The 16,629-nt window shown below is 72.6% G+C and carries 13 protein-coding genes and 2 tRNA genes; 10 read left to right on the forward strand and 5 right to left on the reverse strand.

The annotated features are described in order from the left end of the window. The first annotated feature begins 3 nt into the window (after nt 1-3). The 5 genes from G3I60_RS29605 to G3I60_RS29625 all read left to right on the forward strand — a co-directional run bounded on the left by G3I60_RS29605 (nt 4) and on the right by G3I60_RS29625 (nt 5,127). Nucleotides 4-1,923, forward strand: a complete 1,920-nt coding sequence (locus G3I60_RS29605) for a biotin carboxylase N-terminal domain-containing protein (protein ID WP_164295589.1) — start codon at nt 4-6, stop codon at nt 1,921-1,923. Continuing rightward, the gene (locus tag G3I60_RS29610; RefSeq protein WP_138355743.1) at nt 1,920-3,104 is read left to right on the forward strand and encodes an acyl-CoA dehydrogenase family protein; all 1,185 of its coding nucleotides are present in this window, start codon (nt 1,920-1,922) and stop codon (nt 3,102-3,104) included. Before G3I60_RS29605 ends, G3I60_RS29610 begins: the two co-directional genes overlap by 4 nt. A gap of 113 nt (nt 3,105-3,217) precedes the next feature. Further along, nucleotides 3,218-3,955, forward strand: coding sequence for an enoyl-CoA hydratase family protein (locus G3I60_RS29615; RefSeq protein ID WP_138355742.1), 738 nt, complete (start codon nt 3,218-3,220; stop codon nt 3,953-3,955). After that, complete coding sequence (locus G3I60_RS29620; protein ID WP_164295590.1) at nt 3,943-4,575, forward strand: TetR/AcrR family transcriptional regulator; 633 nt, start codon at nt 3,943-3,945, stop codon at nt 4,573-4,575. Before G3I60_RS29615 ends, G3I60_RS29620 begins: the two co-directional genes overlap by 13 nt. 162 nt (nt 4,576-4,737) lie before the next feature. Beyond that, the gene (locus G3I60_RS29625; protein ID WP_164295591.1) at nt 4,738-5,127 is read left to right on the forward strand and encodes an MmcQ/YjbR family DNA-binding protein; all 390 of its coding nucleotides are present in this window, start codon (nt 4,738-4,740) and stop codon (nt 5,125-5,127) included. On the opposite strand, the gene G3I60_RS29630 is transcribed toward G3I60_RS29625, so the two are convergent. The 3 genes from G3I60_RS29630 to G3I60_RS29640 all read right to left on the reverse strand — a co-directional run bounded on the left by G3I60_RS29630 (nt 5,096) and on the right by G3I60_RS29640 (nt 6,869). Then, entirely contained in the window at nt 5,096-5,899 is an 804-nt protein-coding gene (locus G3I60_RS29630) for an N-formylglutamate amidohydrolase (protein ID WP_164607947.1), read from the reverse strand. The genes G3I60_RS29625 and G3I60_RS29630 overlap by 32 nt on opposite strands. Nucleotides 5,900-6,034: 135 nt before the next feature. Next, nucleotides 6,035-6,108 (reverse strand) — tRNA-Met (locus G3I60_RS29635). Nucleotides 6,109-6,200: 92 nt separating this feature from the next. Further along, entirely contained in the window at nt 6,201-6,869 is a 669-nt protein-coding gene (locus G3I60_RS29640; RefSeq protein ID WP_138355738.1) for a nitroreductase family protein, read from the reverse strand. Between the two features lie 372 nt (nt 6,870-7,241). Between G3I60_RS29640 and G3I60_RS29645 the strand changes: the two genes are divergently transcribed. The 5 genes from G3I60_RS29645 (at nt 7,242) to G3I60_RS29665 (ending at nt 12,819) form a co-directional block, all read left to right on the forward strand. Beyond that, nucleotides 7,242-8,891 (forward strand): ABC-F family ATP-binding cassette domain-containing protein, encoded by a 1,650-nt coding sequence (locus G3I60_RS29645; protein WP_138355737.1) that lies wholly within the window; start codon nt 7,242-7,244, stop codon nt 8,889-8,891. Between the two features lie 42 nt (nt 8,892-8,933). After that, nucleotides 8,934-9,875: a pseudouridine-5'-phosphate glycosidase gene (locus G3I60_RS29650; RefSeq protein WP_164295593.1), complete on the forward strand. Its 942-nt coding sequence runs from the start codon at nt 8,934-8,936 to the stop codon at nt 9,873-9,875. Then, nucleotides 9,872-10,777, forward strand: coding sequence for a carbohydrate kinase family protein (locus tag G3I60_RS29655; protein WP_164295594.1), 906 nt, complete (start codon nt 9,872-9,874; stop codon nt 10,775-10,777). The genes G3I60_RS29650 and G3I60_RS29655 overlap by 4 nt, the downstream gene beginning before the upstream one ends. A gap of 119 nt (nt 10,778-10,896) precedes the next feature. Then, the gene (locus tag G3I60_RS29660) at nt 10,897-11,862 is read left to right on the forward strand and encodes an aldo/keto reductase (protein ID WP_164295595.1); all 966 of its coding nucleotides are present in this window, start codon (nt 10,897-10,899) and stop codon (nt 11,860-11,862) included. Nucleotides 11,863-12,027: 165 nt separating this feature from the next. Next, nucleotides 12,028-12,819, forward strand: a complete 792-nt coding sequence (locus tag G3I60_RS29665; RefSeq protein ID WP_138355734.1) for a VOC family protein — start codon at nt 12,028-12,030, stop codon at nt 12,817-12,819. A 36-nt stretch (nt 12,820-12,855) separates the two neighbouring features. On the opposite strand, the gene G3I60_RS29670 is transcribed toward G3I60_RS29665, so the two are convergent. Beyond that, nucleotides 12,856-16,260 carry a hypothetical protein gene (locus G3I60_RS29670; protein ID WP_164295596.1) on the reverse strand — a complete coding sequence of 1,135 codons (3,405 nt, stop codon included), beginning with the start codon at nt 16,258-16,260 and terminating at the stop codon, nt 12,856-12,858. 155 nt (nt 16,261-16,415) lie between these two features. After that, nucleotides 16,416-16,500, reverse strand: a tRNA-Leu gene (locus tag G3I60_RS29675). Nucleotides 16,501-16,629: the final 129 nt, after the last annotated feature.

Raw genomic sequence — 16,629 nt, forward strand, 5'->3', positions numbered from 1 at the left:
GTGATGATCGAGTCCGTTCTGGTGGCCAACCGCGGCGAAATCGCCCGGCGGGTCTTCCGCACCTGCCGTGACCTGGGGATCGCCACGGTCGCGGTGTACTCCGACGCGGACGCCGGCGCCCCGCACGTACGGGAGGCCGACACCGCCGTACGCCTGCCGGGGAACGCTCCCGCCGACACGTATCTGCGCGGCGATCTGATCGTCGCGGCCGCCAAGGCGGCGGGCGCGGACGCCGTCCACCCCGGATACGGCTTCCTCTCCGAGAACGCCGGCTTCGCCCAGGCCGTGCTCGACGCGGGGCTGGTCTGGATCGGCCCGTCCCCCGGCGTGATCGAGTCCATGGGGTCCAAGACCCGCGCCAAGAGCATCATGTCGGCGGCCTCCGTTCCGGTGCTGACCGGTCTCCGGCCGGAGTCGATCGGTCCGGACGACCTCCCGGTGCTGGTGAAGGCGGCGGCCGGCGGCGGCGGGCGCGGCATGCGGATCGTGCGGGATCTCGCGCTGCTGGACGAGGAGTTGGCCGCGGCGCGTGCCGAGGCAGCCTCGGCCTTCGGCGACGGTGAGGTCTTCGTCGAGCCATTCGTGGAGACGGGCCGGCATATCGAGGTGCAGGTCCTCGCGGACACCCATGGAACGGTGTGGACGCTCGGCGAACGGGACTGTTCGGTGCAGCGCCGGCACCAGAAGGTGATCGAGGAGACCCCGGCGCCGGGCATCGGCGACGAGTTGCGCCGTACGCTGCACGACGCCGCCTCCGCGGCCGCCCGCGCGATCGGCTACACCGGTGCCGGCACCGTCGAGTTCCTGGTGACGCCGGGCGGCCGTCCGTTCTTCCTGGAGGTGAACACCCGCCTCCAGGTCGAACACCCGGTCACCGAATGTGTGACTGGACTCGACCTCGTACAGCTCCAGCTGCGGATAGCCGAGGGCGCCGCGCTGCCGGCGGAGCCGCCCGCGCCGCAGGGCCACGCGATCGAGGCCCGGCTGTACGCCGAGGACCCGGCACGCGGCTGGCAGCCGCAGTCCGGCGTCCTGCACCGGATGGAACTGCCCGAACTGCCCGGACTGCGGCTCGACTCAGGGGTGGTGAGCGGCGACACCATCGGCGTGCACTACGACCCGATGCTCGCCAAGGTCATCGCCTGGGCCGACACCCGGGACGAGGCCGTACGGCTGCTCGCCCGCGCCCTGGAACGTGCCCGGCTGCACGGCCCGGTCACCAACCGGGAGCTGCTGGTGCGCGTGCTGCGGCACCCGGAGTTCGCGGCGGGCCGGCACTCCACCGCGTTCCTGGAACAGCACAGCTCGGTACTGGCCGGCGACGGCGCGGACAGCGGTCCCGTACGGCTGGCGGCGCTCGCCGCCGCGCTGTCCGACGCGTCGGGCCGCTCCGCGTTCGGCGGCTGGCGAAACGTCCCTTCCCAACCGCAGACCAAGAACTACGCGACGGTGCCCGGCGCCGAGCCGTATGAGGTCCGGTACCGCCTCACCCGTTCCGGCCTGGACGCCCCGGACCATCCGGGGGTGCGGCTGCTGCACGCGGAACGCGGCCAGGTCGTCCTGGAGGCGGACGGGGTACGCCGCGCGTTCGACGTGGCGGTCTACGGCGACCGGGTCCATGTCGACTGCGCACTCGGCGCGTTCGCCTTCACCGCCCTATCGCGCTTCCCGGAACCGGTCAGCGGCACCGAGCCGGGCTCGCTGCTCGCTCCCATGCCCGGCACCGTCATCCGGATCGGTGAATTCGCCGTCGGCGACCACGTCGAAGCGGGCCGCCCGCTGCTCTGGCTCGAGGCGATGAAGATGGAGCACCGGATCACCGCTCCCGCCTCGGGAACGCTCACCGCACTGAACGCCGAGGTCGGCCGTCAGGTCGACGTCGGCGCCGTACTCGCCGTCGTCAAGGAGGAAGCACGCCCATGACCACCAGCCAAGGCACCTTCGACAGCGCACTCCTGGAAAGCGACGAGCGGCGCGCCCTGCGTGCCGCCGTCGGGGATCTCGGCCGGCGCTACGGCCGCGACTACTTCACCGCGGCCGTCCGCGCGGGGAAGCAGACCGACGAGCTGTGGCGGGAGGCAGGCGCGCTCGGCTATCTCGGGGTGAACCTCCCCGAGGAGTACGGCGGAGGAGGCGGCGGCATGGCCGAACTCTCCATAGTGCTGGAGGAGTTGGGCGCGGCCGGCTGCCCACTGCTGCTGCTCATCGTCTCCCCCGCCATCTGCGGCACCGTCATCGCCCGCTTCGGCACCGAGGAACAGAAGCGCCGCTGGCTGCCGGGGCTGTCTGACGGGTCGCTGCGGATGGCCTTCGGGATCACCGAGCCCGAGGCCGGCTCCAACTCGCACCGCATCACCACCACCGCCCGCCGCGACGGCGACGACTGGCTGCTGACCGGGCGCAAGGTCTTCATCTCGGGTGTGGACATCGCGGACGCCACGCTCATCGTCGGCCGCACCGAGGACGCGCGCACCGGCAAGCTCAAGCCGTGTCTGTTCATCGTCGACCGGGAGACACCGGGGTTCGAGTACCGGCAGATAGAGATGGAACTGGGCGCTCCCGAGAAGCAGTTCCAGCTCTTCCTCGACGATGTGCGGCTGCCGGCCGACGCCCTGGTCGGCGACGAGGACGCCGGGCTGCTGCAGCTGTTCGCGGGCCTCAACCCGGAGCGGATCATGACCGCCGCGTTCTCGCTGGGCATGGGCCGGTTCGCGCTGGACAAGGCAGTCGAGTACGCCCGCACCCGCCAGGTGTGGCAGTCCCCCATCGGCGCCCACCAGGCGATAGCCCACCCGCTCGCGGTCGCCCACATCGAGCTGGAACTCGCCCGGCTGATGATGCAGAAGGCCGCCTACCTCTATGACGCGGGCGACGACATGGGGGCGGGCGAGGCCGCCAACATGGCGAAGTACGCGGCCGCCGAGGCCGGGGCCAAGGCCGTCGACCAAGCCGTGCACACACTCGGCGGCAACGGGCTCACCACCGAGTACGGGCTGGCCGCCCTGCTCACCGCGTCCCGCGTGGGTCGGATCGCTCCGGTCAGCCGTGAGATGATCCTCAACTTCGTCTCGCACCACACCCTGGGCCTGCCCAAGTCATACTGATATCCACCCATTCACGGTGATGCACACCGAGTCCGGGGCCCCGAGTCCTTCTGGGCCCGACGAGTCCCGCCGGGCCCGCCGCGGCCTGCCGATCCGCATGGAGGAGACCGATCGTGTCCGACGCGCCCTTCGTACGCCGCGACCACCAGCGCGGTATCGCCCTGCTCACCCTGGACTCGCCGCACAACCGCAACGCCCTGTCGGCCCGCCTGGTCACCGAGCTGCGCGAAGGGCTCGACGAGGCGGTCAAGGACCCCGGCGTCCGCGCGATCCTGCTCACCCACACCGGGAGCACGTTCTGCGCGGGCGCCGACCTCAAGGATCCGGCCGCCGGAGGGCCGCTCGGCCTGGCGGAGCTGCTGCGGAGCATCGTCGAGTCGCCCAAGCCCGTGGTCGCCGAGGTCACCGGCCACGCACGGGCCGGCGGTCTCGGGCTGCTCGCGGCGTGCGACATATCGGTGGCCGGCGAGGGAGCGAGCTTCGCCTTCACCGAGGCGCGGCTCGGCCTGGCCCCGGCCGTCATCTCGCTCACCGTCCTGCCGCGCACCGACCCGCGCGCGGCCGCCCGCTACTACCTGACGGGCGAGGTCTTCGACGCGGCGGAGGCCGTCCGGATCGGCCTGGTGAGCGCGACCGCCGACGCGCTGGACGGCATCCTGGACGGTCTGCGGGCCGCCTCGCCGCAGGGTCTCGCCGAGTCCAAACGGCTCACCACCGCGGAGGTGCTGCGTACCTTCGACCGGGACACGGCGGCACTGGCCGAACAGTCCGCCCGGCTCTTCGCCTCGCCCGAGGCGGCGGAGGGGATACGCTCCTTCGCCGAACGCCGGAGTCCGTCATGGGCGTGGTGACCACCCGGGCCCCCAAGCAGGACCGCAGCCGCGCCACCCGGCGGAAGCTGCTGGAGGCGGCCGTCTCCTGTCTGGCGGAACGCGGCTGGAGCGGCAGCACGGTCGCCGCCGTGGCCGAACGCGCCGGGGTCACCCGGGGCGCGGCCCAGCACCACTTCCCGACCCGGGAGGACCTCTTCACCGCCGCGATCGAGCATGTCGCGGAGGAGTGGCTGGACGCCGTCCGGGAACGGGCCCGCGCACTGCCCCGTGACGGTGAGTCCCGTACCCGCGTCGTCGTCGACATGCTCGTCGGCGTCTACACCGGCCCGCTCTTCCGCGCCGCCCTCCACCTGTGGGTCGCGGCCGCGGACGAGGAACAGCTGCGGCCCCGGGTCAACGCCCTGGAGGCCCGGATAGGCCGCGAGGCGCACCGGCTCGCGGTGGAGTTCCTGGACGCCGACGAATCCGTCGAGGGCGTCCGGGAATCCGTCCAGGCCACCCTGGACATGGCCCGCGGCCTCGGGCTGGCCAACCTGCTCAGTGACGACTCGGCTCGCCGCGCGGGCATCGTCCGGCAGTGGTCACGCATCCTGGACACCGTCATCCACACCCGCCCGGAGCAGCCGCCGGGGTCGTGACACCGCTGCCGCCGACGTACCGGCCCTGGCCTACCGGCTCCGGCGTACCGGCTCCGGTGGGTGATCACGGGCATGGGCGTGCACGGCAGGCGGGCTGTCGGACCCCGGCCCTACCATCGATCACAGACAGCCACGGTCCGCCGCCGAGCTCCTGGAGTCGCCATGCCCCGCCGCGCCCACGATCCGCTCGCCGTCCGCGGGAAGGTCCGCGCGTTCGCCCTGCGGCTGCCGGAGGCGGTCGAGGAGTTCCCCTGGGGCGAGTCCGTCATCAAGGTCAACAAGAAGGTCTTCGTCTTCCTCGGTGTCGAGGACGGCAGCTATCCGCCGGCCATCACCGTGAAGCTCAAGGACGAGGACGTGCACGCCCACGCGATGACCGCTCCCGGCGCCGAACCGGCCGGCTACGGCCTGGGCAAGGCGGGCTGGGTCCGGATCCCGCTCGACGAGGGCGTCCCGTCCGCGGAGCTGTTGTCGGACTGGACGGAGGAGAGCTATCGCGTGATCGCCCCCAAGCGGCTCGTCAAGGAGCTGGACGGGCCGCCGGCTCCGTGACGGCGTCGACGAGCGCGGTCAGTGCCCGCACCACGGCGGACAGACCACCGTTGGGCGCTCCGCCCGGCTCGCTCATATAGAGATCCCGGCGGATCTCGATCATGAGCGCGGACACCTCGGTGCGGTGGCCGTAGTGCTTGAGCGGGACGTAGCAGCCCGCGAACGGGGTGTTGAGGCCGAGCTCACCGCACTCCGCGAAGGCCCGGCGGGCGGCGTCGAGCAGCCAGCGCGGGGTGTGGTGCTCGTCAGTGCCCAGGCAGATGGCGGGGCGGGTGCCGGGCGCGTGCAGTTCGTAGGGCAGCGGCCGGGACGGGTACGAGTGCACATCGATGATGACGGCGCGGCCGGTGGCGGCGAGGTGGGCGTCGATCAGCTCGGTGAAGGCGGCCGCGTAAGGGTCGAAGTGCTCGGCGAGCAGCTCCCGTTCGTGGTCGGGGTCGTCGTCGCGCAGCCGCCCGCGGTGCGAGGTGCCGGTGTAGACCGCGCCCATGCCCACGGCCCGCATCTCCTCCCGCTCGTCGGGGAATCGCTCCGGGTCGACGACGAGGCGCGAGAGCAGATTGGCGTGCGTCCAGGGCGTGACGGCGGCACCGTCCGCCGCCCGGCCGGCGATGAGATCGGTATGGGCGTCCGTCATGTGGTCCAGCTCCCGCGACAGCGCGGCGTCGTCCAGCAATACGCTCCCCCGGGCGGCGGGAGTCAGCGTCCGTGAACTGTGCGGGACATGGAGGACGACGGGCGATCGGTCGGCACCGGATCTCTGCTCATACATCGGTCCGGTATATCCCAACGGATCTTCCCGATCACCTCATTTGCGCCGCGGCAGACGGGCGCCGGCGGCCGGGCCGGAACCGGCACATGACAAAGCAGCAGGCCCGGTGCTTGCGCACCGGGCCTGCTGTGTAAGTAGCGGGGACAGGATTTGAACCTGCGACCTCTGGGTTATGAGCCCAGCGAGCTACCGAGCTGCTCCACCCCGCGTCGGTGAACCCAACCCTACGTGGTGGGGGACGCAGGACCAAATCATTATCCGCGCGGCGCTCCGCGGGAGCCGGTACAGCCGGCCTGACCGGTCAGAGCCGGACCACGACCTGGTCGAGGTCCTTGCGGTGGATGTCCGGGACCCGGGCGCCCTCCGCCGGGTAGCCGACCGGGATGACGTACGAGGCGCGCTCCTCGGGAGGGCGGTCGCAGACGTCGTTCAGGAAGCGCATCGGGCTCGGTGTGTGGGTGAGGGTGGCCAGGCCCGCCTGGTGGAGCGAGGCCAGCAGCAGGCCGACGGCGATCCCCACCGACTCCTTGGTGTAGTAGGGCCGGGGCGATTCCGGGCCCTTGTGGACCTCGAAGACGACGATGACGGCCGGGGCGTCCTCGAGGAACGGCTTGTGCCAGTCGGTGCCGATCGGGGCGAGCGCCGCCAGCCACTCCTCGGAGGCCCGGCGCTCGTAGAACTCGCGCTCCTCGGCCTCCGCCGCCTCGCGCAGGGCACGTTTGCGCTCCGGGTCGGTGAGGACGACGAACCGCCAGGGCTGCACGTTCGCCCCGCTCGGGGCGGTGGCCGCGGTGCGGATCGCCCATTCGACGACGCCCTGCGGGATCGGCCGGGAGGAGAAGTCCCGCACGGTCCGTCGGCTCGCCATGACCTCGTGGAAGGTGCGGCTGCGCGCCTCCGCCTCGTGGGCGGGGACCGTGTGGGGGTGGAGCGGCACCGTGGGATATGCGGAGTCGTCAACCATGGGCATCACCTCAGCACATCGCGCGCCGTCACGGAAGAAGGCACCCCGGCCACGCGACCCCGGACACACGACCCCCGGCCACGGGACCCACCGGCCGCCCGGCCGGCAGTCAGAAAAGGCGTTGCACGCCCACCGACCCCCGGCGTAACGTCTTTCTCGGCCCTGTTGTCGTCGATTGGAGAAGGCCGTTGCGCGTCTGAGGTCATGAGACACCGTGCCCGTGGGGATTCCCGCGTGCCCGAGTGCGACCTCGGCAGTGACCCGCCTTCCGTTCCGCCAGGGCGTCATCACCCACTCCATCTCCCCCTCAGGGGTTGAGCCGCGTCGCGTTCCGGTGTCTCCACAGTTGCCCTCTCATCCAGCAACCAGGAGGCCCTCATGGCATTCACCCCCCTTTCCATCACCTGCTCCCGCCTCTCCTTCTCCTGGCCGGACGGCACCCCCGTGCTCGACGAGTTCGACTTCGCCGCCGGCCCCGGCCGCACCGGCCTGATCGGACTCAACGGCTCGGGGAAGTCGACGCTGCTCCGGCTCATCGCCGGTGAACTACGCCCGGCCGGGGGAACGGTGAAGGTCTCCGGCGAGATCGGCTACCTGCCGCAGAACGTCTCGCTCGACACGTCCGTCAGGGTCGACACCGCGCTCGGCATCGACGTGGCCCGCGCCGCCCTGCACGCGATCGAGGGCGGCGACGCGAGCGAGGAGCACTTCGCCGCGGTCGGCGACGACTGGGACGTGGAGGAGCGTGCCCGCGCCACCCTCGACCAGCTCGGCCTCGGCCACATCACCCTCGACCGCACCATCGGCGAGGTGTCGGGCGGGGAGTCGGTGCTGCTGCGGCTGGCCGCGCTGCTGCTGCGTCGGCCGGACGTCCTGCTGCTCGACGAGCCGACCAACAATCTGGACCTGGACGCCCGGCGCCGCCTCCATGAGGCCGTCGCGTCCTGGTCCGGGCTGCTGCTCGTGGTCAGCCACGACCGGGAGCTGCTGGAGCTGGTCGACCGGATCGCCGATCTGCGCGGCGGCGAGACGCACTGGTACGGCGGGAACTTCTCGGCGTACGAGGAGGCGCTCGCCGTCGAGCAGGAGGCCGCGGAACGGATGGTGCGGGCGGCCGGGACCGATCTGCGCCGGCAGAAGCGCGACCTGGCCGAGGCCCGGGTCAAGCTGGCCCATCGGGTCCGCTACGGCCAGAAGATGTCCGACCAGAAGCGCGAGCCGAAGATCGTGATGAACCAGCGCAAGCGCGATGCCCAGGTCTCTGCCGGCAAGCACCGCATCCTGCACACCGAGAAGCTGGAGGAGGCCAAGGAGCGCTTCGACGAGGCCGTCGAGGCGGTCAGGGACGACGACGAGATCCGCATCGACCTGCCGCACACCACCGTCCCCGCCGGCCGGACCGTACTGACCCTGCGCGGGCTGCAGGTCCGCTACGGCGCCCGCGCCGACCTGGACGTGCACGGCCCGGAACGGATCGCGCTCCTGGGCCGCAACGGGGCGGGCAAGTCCACTCTGCTGCGGACGATCGCCGGGCAGCTGGAGCCGGTGGCGGGCGAGGCGGTGGCGCACGTGCCGATGCGGTACCTGCCGCAGCGGCTCGACCTCCTCGACGACGAGCTGACGGTCGCGGGCAATGTCGCCCGCTTCGCGCCCGGCGCGACCGACAACCAGATCAGGGCGCGGCTGGCCCGTTTCCTCTTCCGGGGCGGGCGCGCGGACCAGCCGGTCGGCACCCTCTCGGGCGGTGAACGGTTCCGCGCGTCGCTCGCCGCGCTGATGCTCGCCGATCCCGCTCCGCAGCTGCTGATGCTCGACGAGCCGACGAACAATCTGGACCTGGCCAGCGTGCGCCGGCTCACGGCGGCCCTGGCCTCGTACCGGGGAGCGCTGATCGTGGCCGGACACGATCTTCCGTTCCTGCACGGCATCGGCATCACGCGCTGGGTGCGGCTCGACGGCGAGCTGACGGGCATCGATCCGCCCACCGCCGGCGGCGAGCCGGAAAGGGAGCTGTGGAGGGAGGTGTGAGCTGGAGGTTTGGGAACGCCGGCGGTCCGACAGGAATGAGAGATGGACCCTCGTACAGTCGTTCCCTCCTCGCCCTCCCTTGCGCTCTCCGACGAAGTGCGGGACGCCCTCGACCGGCGCACGCCGGTGGTGGCCCTCGAATCGACGATCATCGCCCACGGTCTCCCCCGGCCCCGCAACCTCCGGGTGGCCGTGGAACTGGAGGACATCGTCCGTGCCGCGGGCGCCGTCCCGGCGACCGTCGCCGTGCTCGACGGGACGGCGCACATCGGGCTCGGCAAGGATCAGCTGGAGCGGGTGGCGAGCGACCAGGGCCTGCGCAAACTCGGCTTCCGGGACCTCGCGCCGGCGCTCGCCACCGGTGCCAGCGGCGCGACGACGGTCTCCGGCACGGCGTTCCTGGCCGCCCGTGCCGGGATCCGGGTCTTCGCCACCGGCGGTCTCGGTGGGGTGCACCGCGACTGGGTCAGCCATCAGGACGAGTCCGCGGACCTCAGGCTGCTCGCCCGTACCCGCATCACGGTCGTCTGCGCGGGCGTGAAGTCGATACTCGACGTGCCGGCCACCCTGCAGCGGCTGGAGACGCTGGGCGTCGGCGTCCTCGGCTTCCGTACCGCTACCTTCCCCGGCTTCTACCTGACGAGTTCCGGTGAGCCACTGGACTGGACGCTGCAGGAACCGTCCGAGGTCGCCGCCGTGATGCGCGCCCAGGACGCGCTGGGCGGTCCTGGCGCCGCGCTGATCGTGGCCAATCCCGTCCCCGAGGCGGAGCAGCTCGATCCCGCGCTGCACGACCGGGTCCTGGTCGACGCCCATGAGGCGGCTCGCGCGGCGGGGGTCACCGGGCAGGCCATCACGCCGTTTCTGCTCGCGTACTTCGCCGAACACACCGGCGGCGCCTCCCTGGAGGCGAATCTGGCGGCGGTGCGGGGCAATGTCCGGCTCGCCTCCGCGATCGCCGCGGACTGGTCGCGGCACATATGACGGCCGCCGAGGCCGGGACATCTCTGGTGGTCATCGGTGACGTCGTCACCGACATCGTGGCCCTGCACGACAAACCCCTCGCGCCCGACACCGACACCTCCGCCAGGATCGCGGTCCGACCCGGCGGGTCCGGCGCCAACACCGCTTCCTGGGCCGCCCGTTCCGGGGCCGACGTGCGGCTGCTGGCCCGCGCCGGGGCGGATTCCGCCGACTGGCACCGGGACGTACTGCGGCGCTGCGGGGTACAGCCCCATCTGCGCGTCGACCCGTCGCTGCCGACCGCCGTCGTGATCGCGCTGGTCGACGCGGCGGCGGAGCGCACCCTGGTCACCGACAGCGGCGCGAGCGTACGGCTCGGCCCGGAGGACTGGGACGCGGCGCTGCTCGACGGCGCCGGCCGGCTGCACCTTTCCGGCTATCTGTTCTTCAACGGGCCGGGCCGGGAACTCACCGCGCTGGCCATGGCCGCGGCCCGCGCCCGGAACATCCCGGTGAGCGTGGACCCTGCCTCCACCGGTTTCATCCAGCAGCTCGGCGTCCGCCATTTCCTGGACGCCATCGCGGGCGCCGACCTGCTGCTGCCGAATCTCGCGGAGGCCCGGTTGCTGACCGGTGACCCCGATCCGGTGCGCGCCGCCCAGCAGTTGAGCGCCGTCCATGGAGTGGCGGTGGTGAAACTCGGCGGCGCGGGTGCGCTGGTCGCCGAACGGGGAAGGGTCACCGCCCGCGTGCCCGGGGTCGCGGCCGACGCCGTCGACACCACGGGCGCCGGCGACGCCTTCGCCGGCGGCTTCCTGGCGGCCCGGCTCACCGGCGCCGACCTGGCTGAATCCGCAGCCGCGGGCTGCCGTACGGGCGCCGCGGCGGTCGCCGCGGTGGGCGGCCGGCCGGAATATCCATGAGACCGGGCGCACTGTCATACGGCAAGGTGATGATCGTCGCCGATCACGCAGCGGGTCGGTTCCGCGGTCCGTCGTCCCGCGACCGGCCGACTCCGCTGCCGTCCGAAGGAGCAGCACCCATGCGCACCACCACCCTCGGCACCAAGGGTCCCGAAGTCGGCGTCATAGGACTCGGCTGCATGGGCATGACCCATGCCTACGACCCGAGCGGCCGTGACGACACCGTGTCCGTCGACGTCATCCGGCGCGCCCTCGACCTGGGTGTGACGCTGATCGACACCGCAGACGCCTATGGCCCCTACACCAACGAGGAGTTGGTCGGCCGCGCGCTCGCGGGGCCCTACCGGGAGCGGGCCGTACTGGCCACCAAGGTGGGCCTGGTGCTGACCGGCTCGGACGAGGGACGGCCCGTCTACGGCCAGAACGGCCGCCCGGAGCACATCAAGGCGTCGATCGACGCGAGCCTGCGCCGGCTGGGCACCGACCACGTCGACCTCTACCAGCTGCACCGCATCGACGCCGAGGTCCCGGTCGAGGAGACCTGGGGCGCGCTCGCGGAGGTGGTGGCCGCGGGAAAGGCCCGCAGGATCGGCCTGTCCGAGGCCTCGGTCGAGGAGATCGGGCGGGCCCACGCCGTCCACCCGGTCGCCTCCGTCCAGTCCGAGCTGTCGCTGTGGACCCGTGACGCGCTGGCGGACGTCCTGCCGCACTGCGAACGCGAGGGCATCGCCTTCCTGCCGTTCTCCCCGCTGGGCCGCGGTTTCCTCGCCGGCCGCTTCAGCTCGTACGACGACCTGCCGGCCGACGACATGCGCCGCAATCTCCCCCGCTTCCAGCAGGAGGCGCTGCGCACCAATCTCGCCATGGTCGGCACGGTCCGCGCCATCGCCGGGCGCACCGGCTCCACCCCCGCCCAGGTCGCCCTCGCCTGGGTCCTCGCGCAGGGCCGCTACGTCGTCCCCATCCCCGGCACCAAGACCCCGAAGTACCTCACCGACAACGCGGGCGCCGCCGACCTCACCCTCTCCCCCGCCGACCTCGCCGAACTGGACGCCCTCCCGGCCGCCACGGGCACGCGGTACTGACCCGCGGCACCTTGCCGGGCCCGGAGCATCACCGGCGGCGGGAAAATCACCGAGCGGCCGCCGCGCGCCCGATGGCGGTATGGGCGGACCGCGAGGAAGGTGGTCAGCGGGGATACAGACCCGCCCGGGCGCCGCCCGCGGCGGACCACCGCTGGGAGACGTCAGATGTCCGAAGTCACCGCTCCGTACGAACCCGGAACACCGTGCTGGATCGACCTGATGGTCCCGGACCAGCAGGCAGCCCTGGACTTCTACCGGGACCTCTTCGGCTGGCAGGGCGAGGTCGGCGCCGAGGAGTTCGGCGGCTACTCGGTCTGCACGCTGAAGGGCAAGCCGGTCGCCGGGATCATGAAGGCGATGTCGATGGGCGACGAGCCCGCACCGCCACCCAACTGGACCAGCTACTTCTCCACCGCCGACGCCGACGCCACGCAGGCCGCGATCAGCGCGAACGGCGGCACGGTGATGGCCCCCGCCATGGACGTCGGCGACACCGGCCGGATGCTGGTCGCGGTGGACCCGCAGGGCGCGGTCTTCGGCGTCTGGCAGCCGAAGGAGTTCCCCGGCGCGCAGATCGTCAACGAACCCGGCGCCCTGGTCTGGAACCAGCTCGCCACCCCCGACCCGAAGGCCGCCGGCACCTTCTACGAGGCGGCGCTGGGACTGGTGGCCGGCCCCATGCCGGACATGCCGGAGTTCACCGGCTTCCAGGTCAAGGGCCGCACCATCGGCGGCATGCAGGGCATGGAGAACATGCCGGAAGGCGTCCCGCCGCACTGGCTGGTGAACTTCTCCGTGGACGACGTCGACAGCACGGTCGACGCCCTGGTCCGCGCCGGCGGCTCGGTGATGGCGCCCCCCTTCGACATGGACAAGGTCGGCCGGATGGCAGTCGTGCAGGACCCGCAGGGCGCCGCCTTCGCAGTGGTCGCCACCACGGCACCCGCACAGCCCTGATCAAGCCCCGGCCGGGCGCGTTCGTCGCGCCCGGCCCTATTCGGGTGCCGTCGCCAGCAGCAGCGCCTCGTCACGGACGTCCGGGTGCGGGTGGCGGCGCAGCAGCCGCAGCTGCTCGCGCCAGGACTCCGGCCACTGGGTGCGTCTGCCCCCCACCTCGGTGAGGGCGACGGCGAGCAGCCCCGCGAGACAACCGTCCACCGTGGACAGCCGGCGGGCCGCGTGCAGCAGGCCGTCCGGGGTGCCCGGCTGCCCCGCGGTCTTCAGCCGTCCGCGCAGGATCTGGGCGGTCCGTACGGCGAGCGCGGGCCGGCCCTCGTTCAGCGGCACCAGCCGGACGAGGGCCGCCGTGAGCACCGCCGGTTCGGCGTCCAGATCCACGGCGCTCACCAGGATGTGGACCGCGTCGGGTACGAACGCGTCGAACCCGGCGAGGAGCTCGCCGGCCGCCTTGGCGACGGGCCGGGTGGCACCCGCCGTCATCCGGGCGTGGACGGCGAGCTGTTCGACGAGGGCCCGCACCCGGCGCCGGGCCGGCCGGTCACGGTCGGGGGCGGCGTCCGGCTCGTCCGGCAGAGCCGCGGCGGCCACCAGCGACGTCAGAGCGCGGGCCAGCGGACCGCCCTGCTCCGAGCCGGTCGATTCGGAGATCGCCAGGACGACCAGCGCCCCGGCCGCCGCACTCCAGGTCTCCCGGTTGTCGAGGTCGGTGACAGCGGACACCAGGACCTCTGCCGCGTCGGGCGCCCAGGGGGCCCACCGCGGAAGTGCTCCGAACGCCCGCAGGGCGGTTTCCGTATCAGCGCTTTCGCACACGGCTGTGACAAGTCGCGCGTAGCGCCCGCGGTGCCGGTCCGCGATGTCGAGCGGCTGGGTGCGCAGCACGGCCTGCCGCACTTCCGGCCCTCCGGTCGCCGCCGCCTCCAGCAGTTCCCAGGCCGGTTCGCAGCCGAGCAGCCCCGTCGCGAAGGCCACGCACGCGGCCCGCACGTCATGGTGCTGCCCGGCCCGTCGGCAGGTGTCGGCGAGCAGGTCTGCCGCGGCCGCCAGGGGAAGCCGGGTGGCGGCCAGCCTGGCCGCCTCTTTGCGGCTCGTCACCTTCGTGGAGGCGGCGTCCTCGGGCAGCAGCACGGCGCGCAGGTGCGCGTGCAGCCGGGACGGCTCGACGTACAGCGTCGCGCGGGTCGCCGCGTAGGCGGCCACCCGGGCACGGTCACCCCCGACGTGGCCGAGCAGCTCCGGCAGTGCCTCCCCCGGCCGGTCCGTCCACACCAGCGCGCCGAGCGCGGCTTCGGCGAGCGGAACGCTGGAGGACCCGGTGAAGCGACGGACCAGGCCGGCGCCGAGCTCCGGGATGACGGCGGCCTGGGCGATCGCCGCGGTGCGCTCGTGCATCGGCAGGGAGGCGTCACCCGCTCGCCGGGCCAGCAGCCGCGCCGCGGCGGCCTGGTGGCGGGGCAGCCAACGATTCACCGAGCTGTCGATCCACGGCATCCATCGGGCACCCTCGACCAGGAAGCGCCCGTAGGGCGGAGTGTCGCCCAGGACGGCGTCGAGCAGATCGGTACGGTGCTCGGTCAGTACGGTCAGGACGGGCCCCAGCACAGCCGCCGACGGTTCGAGCGCGAGGATCACGGCCACCTCGTCGTCCCTGGCCGGCGAGCCCTCGAGCCAGTAGCCGATGGCTTCCTGCACGGTCGCGTTGTCGCCGAACTGGATCGCCTGCCACAGCAGTTCGCGCAGCTGTGGCATGGCGTGGGCGCGGCGGCCCAGCGAGCGGGTAAGGGCGAACGTCAGCGCGTGGTCCGCCTTCTCGGCGCCCGCCTCCAGCCACGGCCGCAGCGCCGCGAACACCTCATGTTCCTGGCCACGGCGCAGCCCCTGGTCCAGTCGGCCCAGATCAACGCCACCGGTGTGCCCGTGGAGCCGTTCCAGAGTGCCCAGGGACCAGCCGACCAGCCGCCGCTCCCCGCTGACGGCATGTTCGCGCAGCAGACCGACGGCGAGCGTGCGCAGGGCGTGATGGGTGCGCCAGGACGAGTCGCGCGCCTCGATCGCGTCGGTGGCGATGCGCTCGAGGACGCTCGTGTTGTCGTCCGTGAAGAGGCGGGGATGCGTCTGGGCGAGCGCTTCGAGGGCGGCGGACCGTACCGGGTCCTGTTCGTTGCGCAGTCGTTCCAGGCTGCCCAGCAGTTCGGTGACACGCGCGGGCTCGCCGGAACGCGCCGCGTTGCGCACCAGCAGCGGCCAGGCCTGAGCCCGGCCCTCCGCCTCGGACCGGCGGGTCGCGGCGGTCAGTTCCGCGACCGCCTCCCCGACCGGCAGGTAGGAGACCGCGGTCAGCACCGTCGTCCAGAACTCGCCGCGCTCGCGCGCCTGAGCGGCCATCCGGCGCGCCTCGGACTCGCGGCGCGCCCGCGGAAGGACATCCAGCAGCACCGGGTTCAGGACCGCCCGGCTCATGTCCTGCCCGCTGGTCCAGGCATCGAACAGGGCGTTGCGGCGGGACGGCGGCTGCGCCTTGAGCAGCTTGGCGAGAGCCGCGTGGTCCTGGCTCATGGCACGGCCGAGATCGGCCAGTTCGGGCGGGTCCAGGCGTACGAGGCGGTGCAGGGTGGACCGCTTCAGGCCCCGTCGCCGCAGCGCGTCGGCCCGTTCGGGGGCCAGCAGGTACCGCAGGGTACGGCCGGGCGCCGCCGACACGAGATCGTCGATCCGGTCCAGGATCCGGGCCGGGGGCGGCCCGGGACACAGCCGCTCCAGCAGCTCGAGTACCCGTTCCGGCTCCGCCGTCACGGCCGCCGCCACACCCGCCACCCGCCCTTCCCACCAGGCGTCGCGCATCGTCTCCGGCAGCGCTTCGAGCTGGCGTCCCGCCTCGTCCAGCACCGCCACGGGGTGCCGCAGGCCCAGCAGCGTCCATCCCCTGACGGCGTGGGACAGTTCCGGCAGCAGCCGTACGACGGTCGCCGTACCGCAGCCGCCCAGCAGCCGGGCCGCCTCCTCGTCGCCCCAGCACGTCCGGTAGGGATCGATCAGCCGGTCGGCGAGCGCGGAGCGCCGCCCGCCGACGATCGCGCGAACCACCTGCCGGCGTACGGCGGCGGGAGCGTCGTCGAGCGCGTCGATGACCGCGTCATCAGGGATGTGTCCGCGCTCGACGGCCTTGACCGCGTACCCGCGCACCATCGCGTCCGGATCCGCGATCCTGTCCCGCAGATAACCGACGTCACGTCCGACGGCCGCCGCGGCGGCGGCCAGCCGCCGTTCGTAGGTGCCGCGGCCCGACAGCTCCCGCAGCAGCACAGCCAGGTCGCCGCGCCGGGCGGCGTCCTGTGCGCGCTGGGCGAGCACGCGCATGCGCGCCGGGTAGGGCAGCGGTTCCAGCGCCGTGAGCAGGGCGTCGGCGAGGGATCCGGAATCGTGCGGGGTACGGGCCATGACGGCGATTGTGCCGGGCCGACCACCGCCCTGACCAGCGGATTTACCGGCGGCGAGCGATTCGTCGGGCGGCGGCTCGGGCCGACCCGAGCAAGCGCCACCAACGCAAACAGTGCCGACCGAAGATCGGTCGACACTGTGAGGACTTCAAAAAGTGTCCGAGGGGGGACTTGAACCCCCACGCCCGATAAAGGGCACTAGCACCTCAAGCTAGCGCGTCTGCCATTCCGCCACCCGGACAGGGTGTGTGCCGAGGTTTCCCGCGGCGACATGGACAACGATACCAAGGAATCGGAGTGCTTCTCACCTGCATAAGACGCCGTCCTGGGCGCCGTGCCGGGGGCCGTGCGCGGGGGTGGGTGGGGTCCC

Origin of the sequence: Streptomyces sp. SID13666 (assembly GCF_010548325.1) — a bacterium.
GTDB classification, from domain to species: domain Bacteria; phylum Actinomycetota; class Actinomycetes; order Streptomycetales; family Streptomycetaceae; genus Actinacidiphila; species Actinacidiphila fildesensis.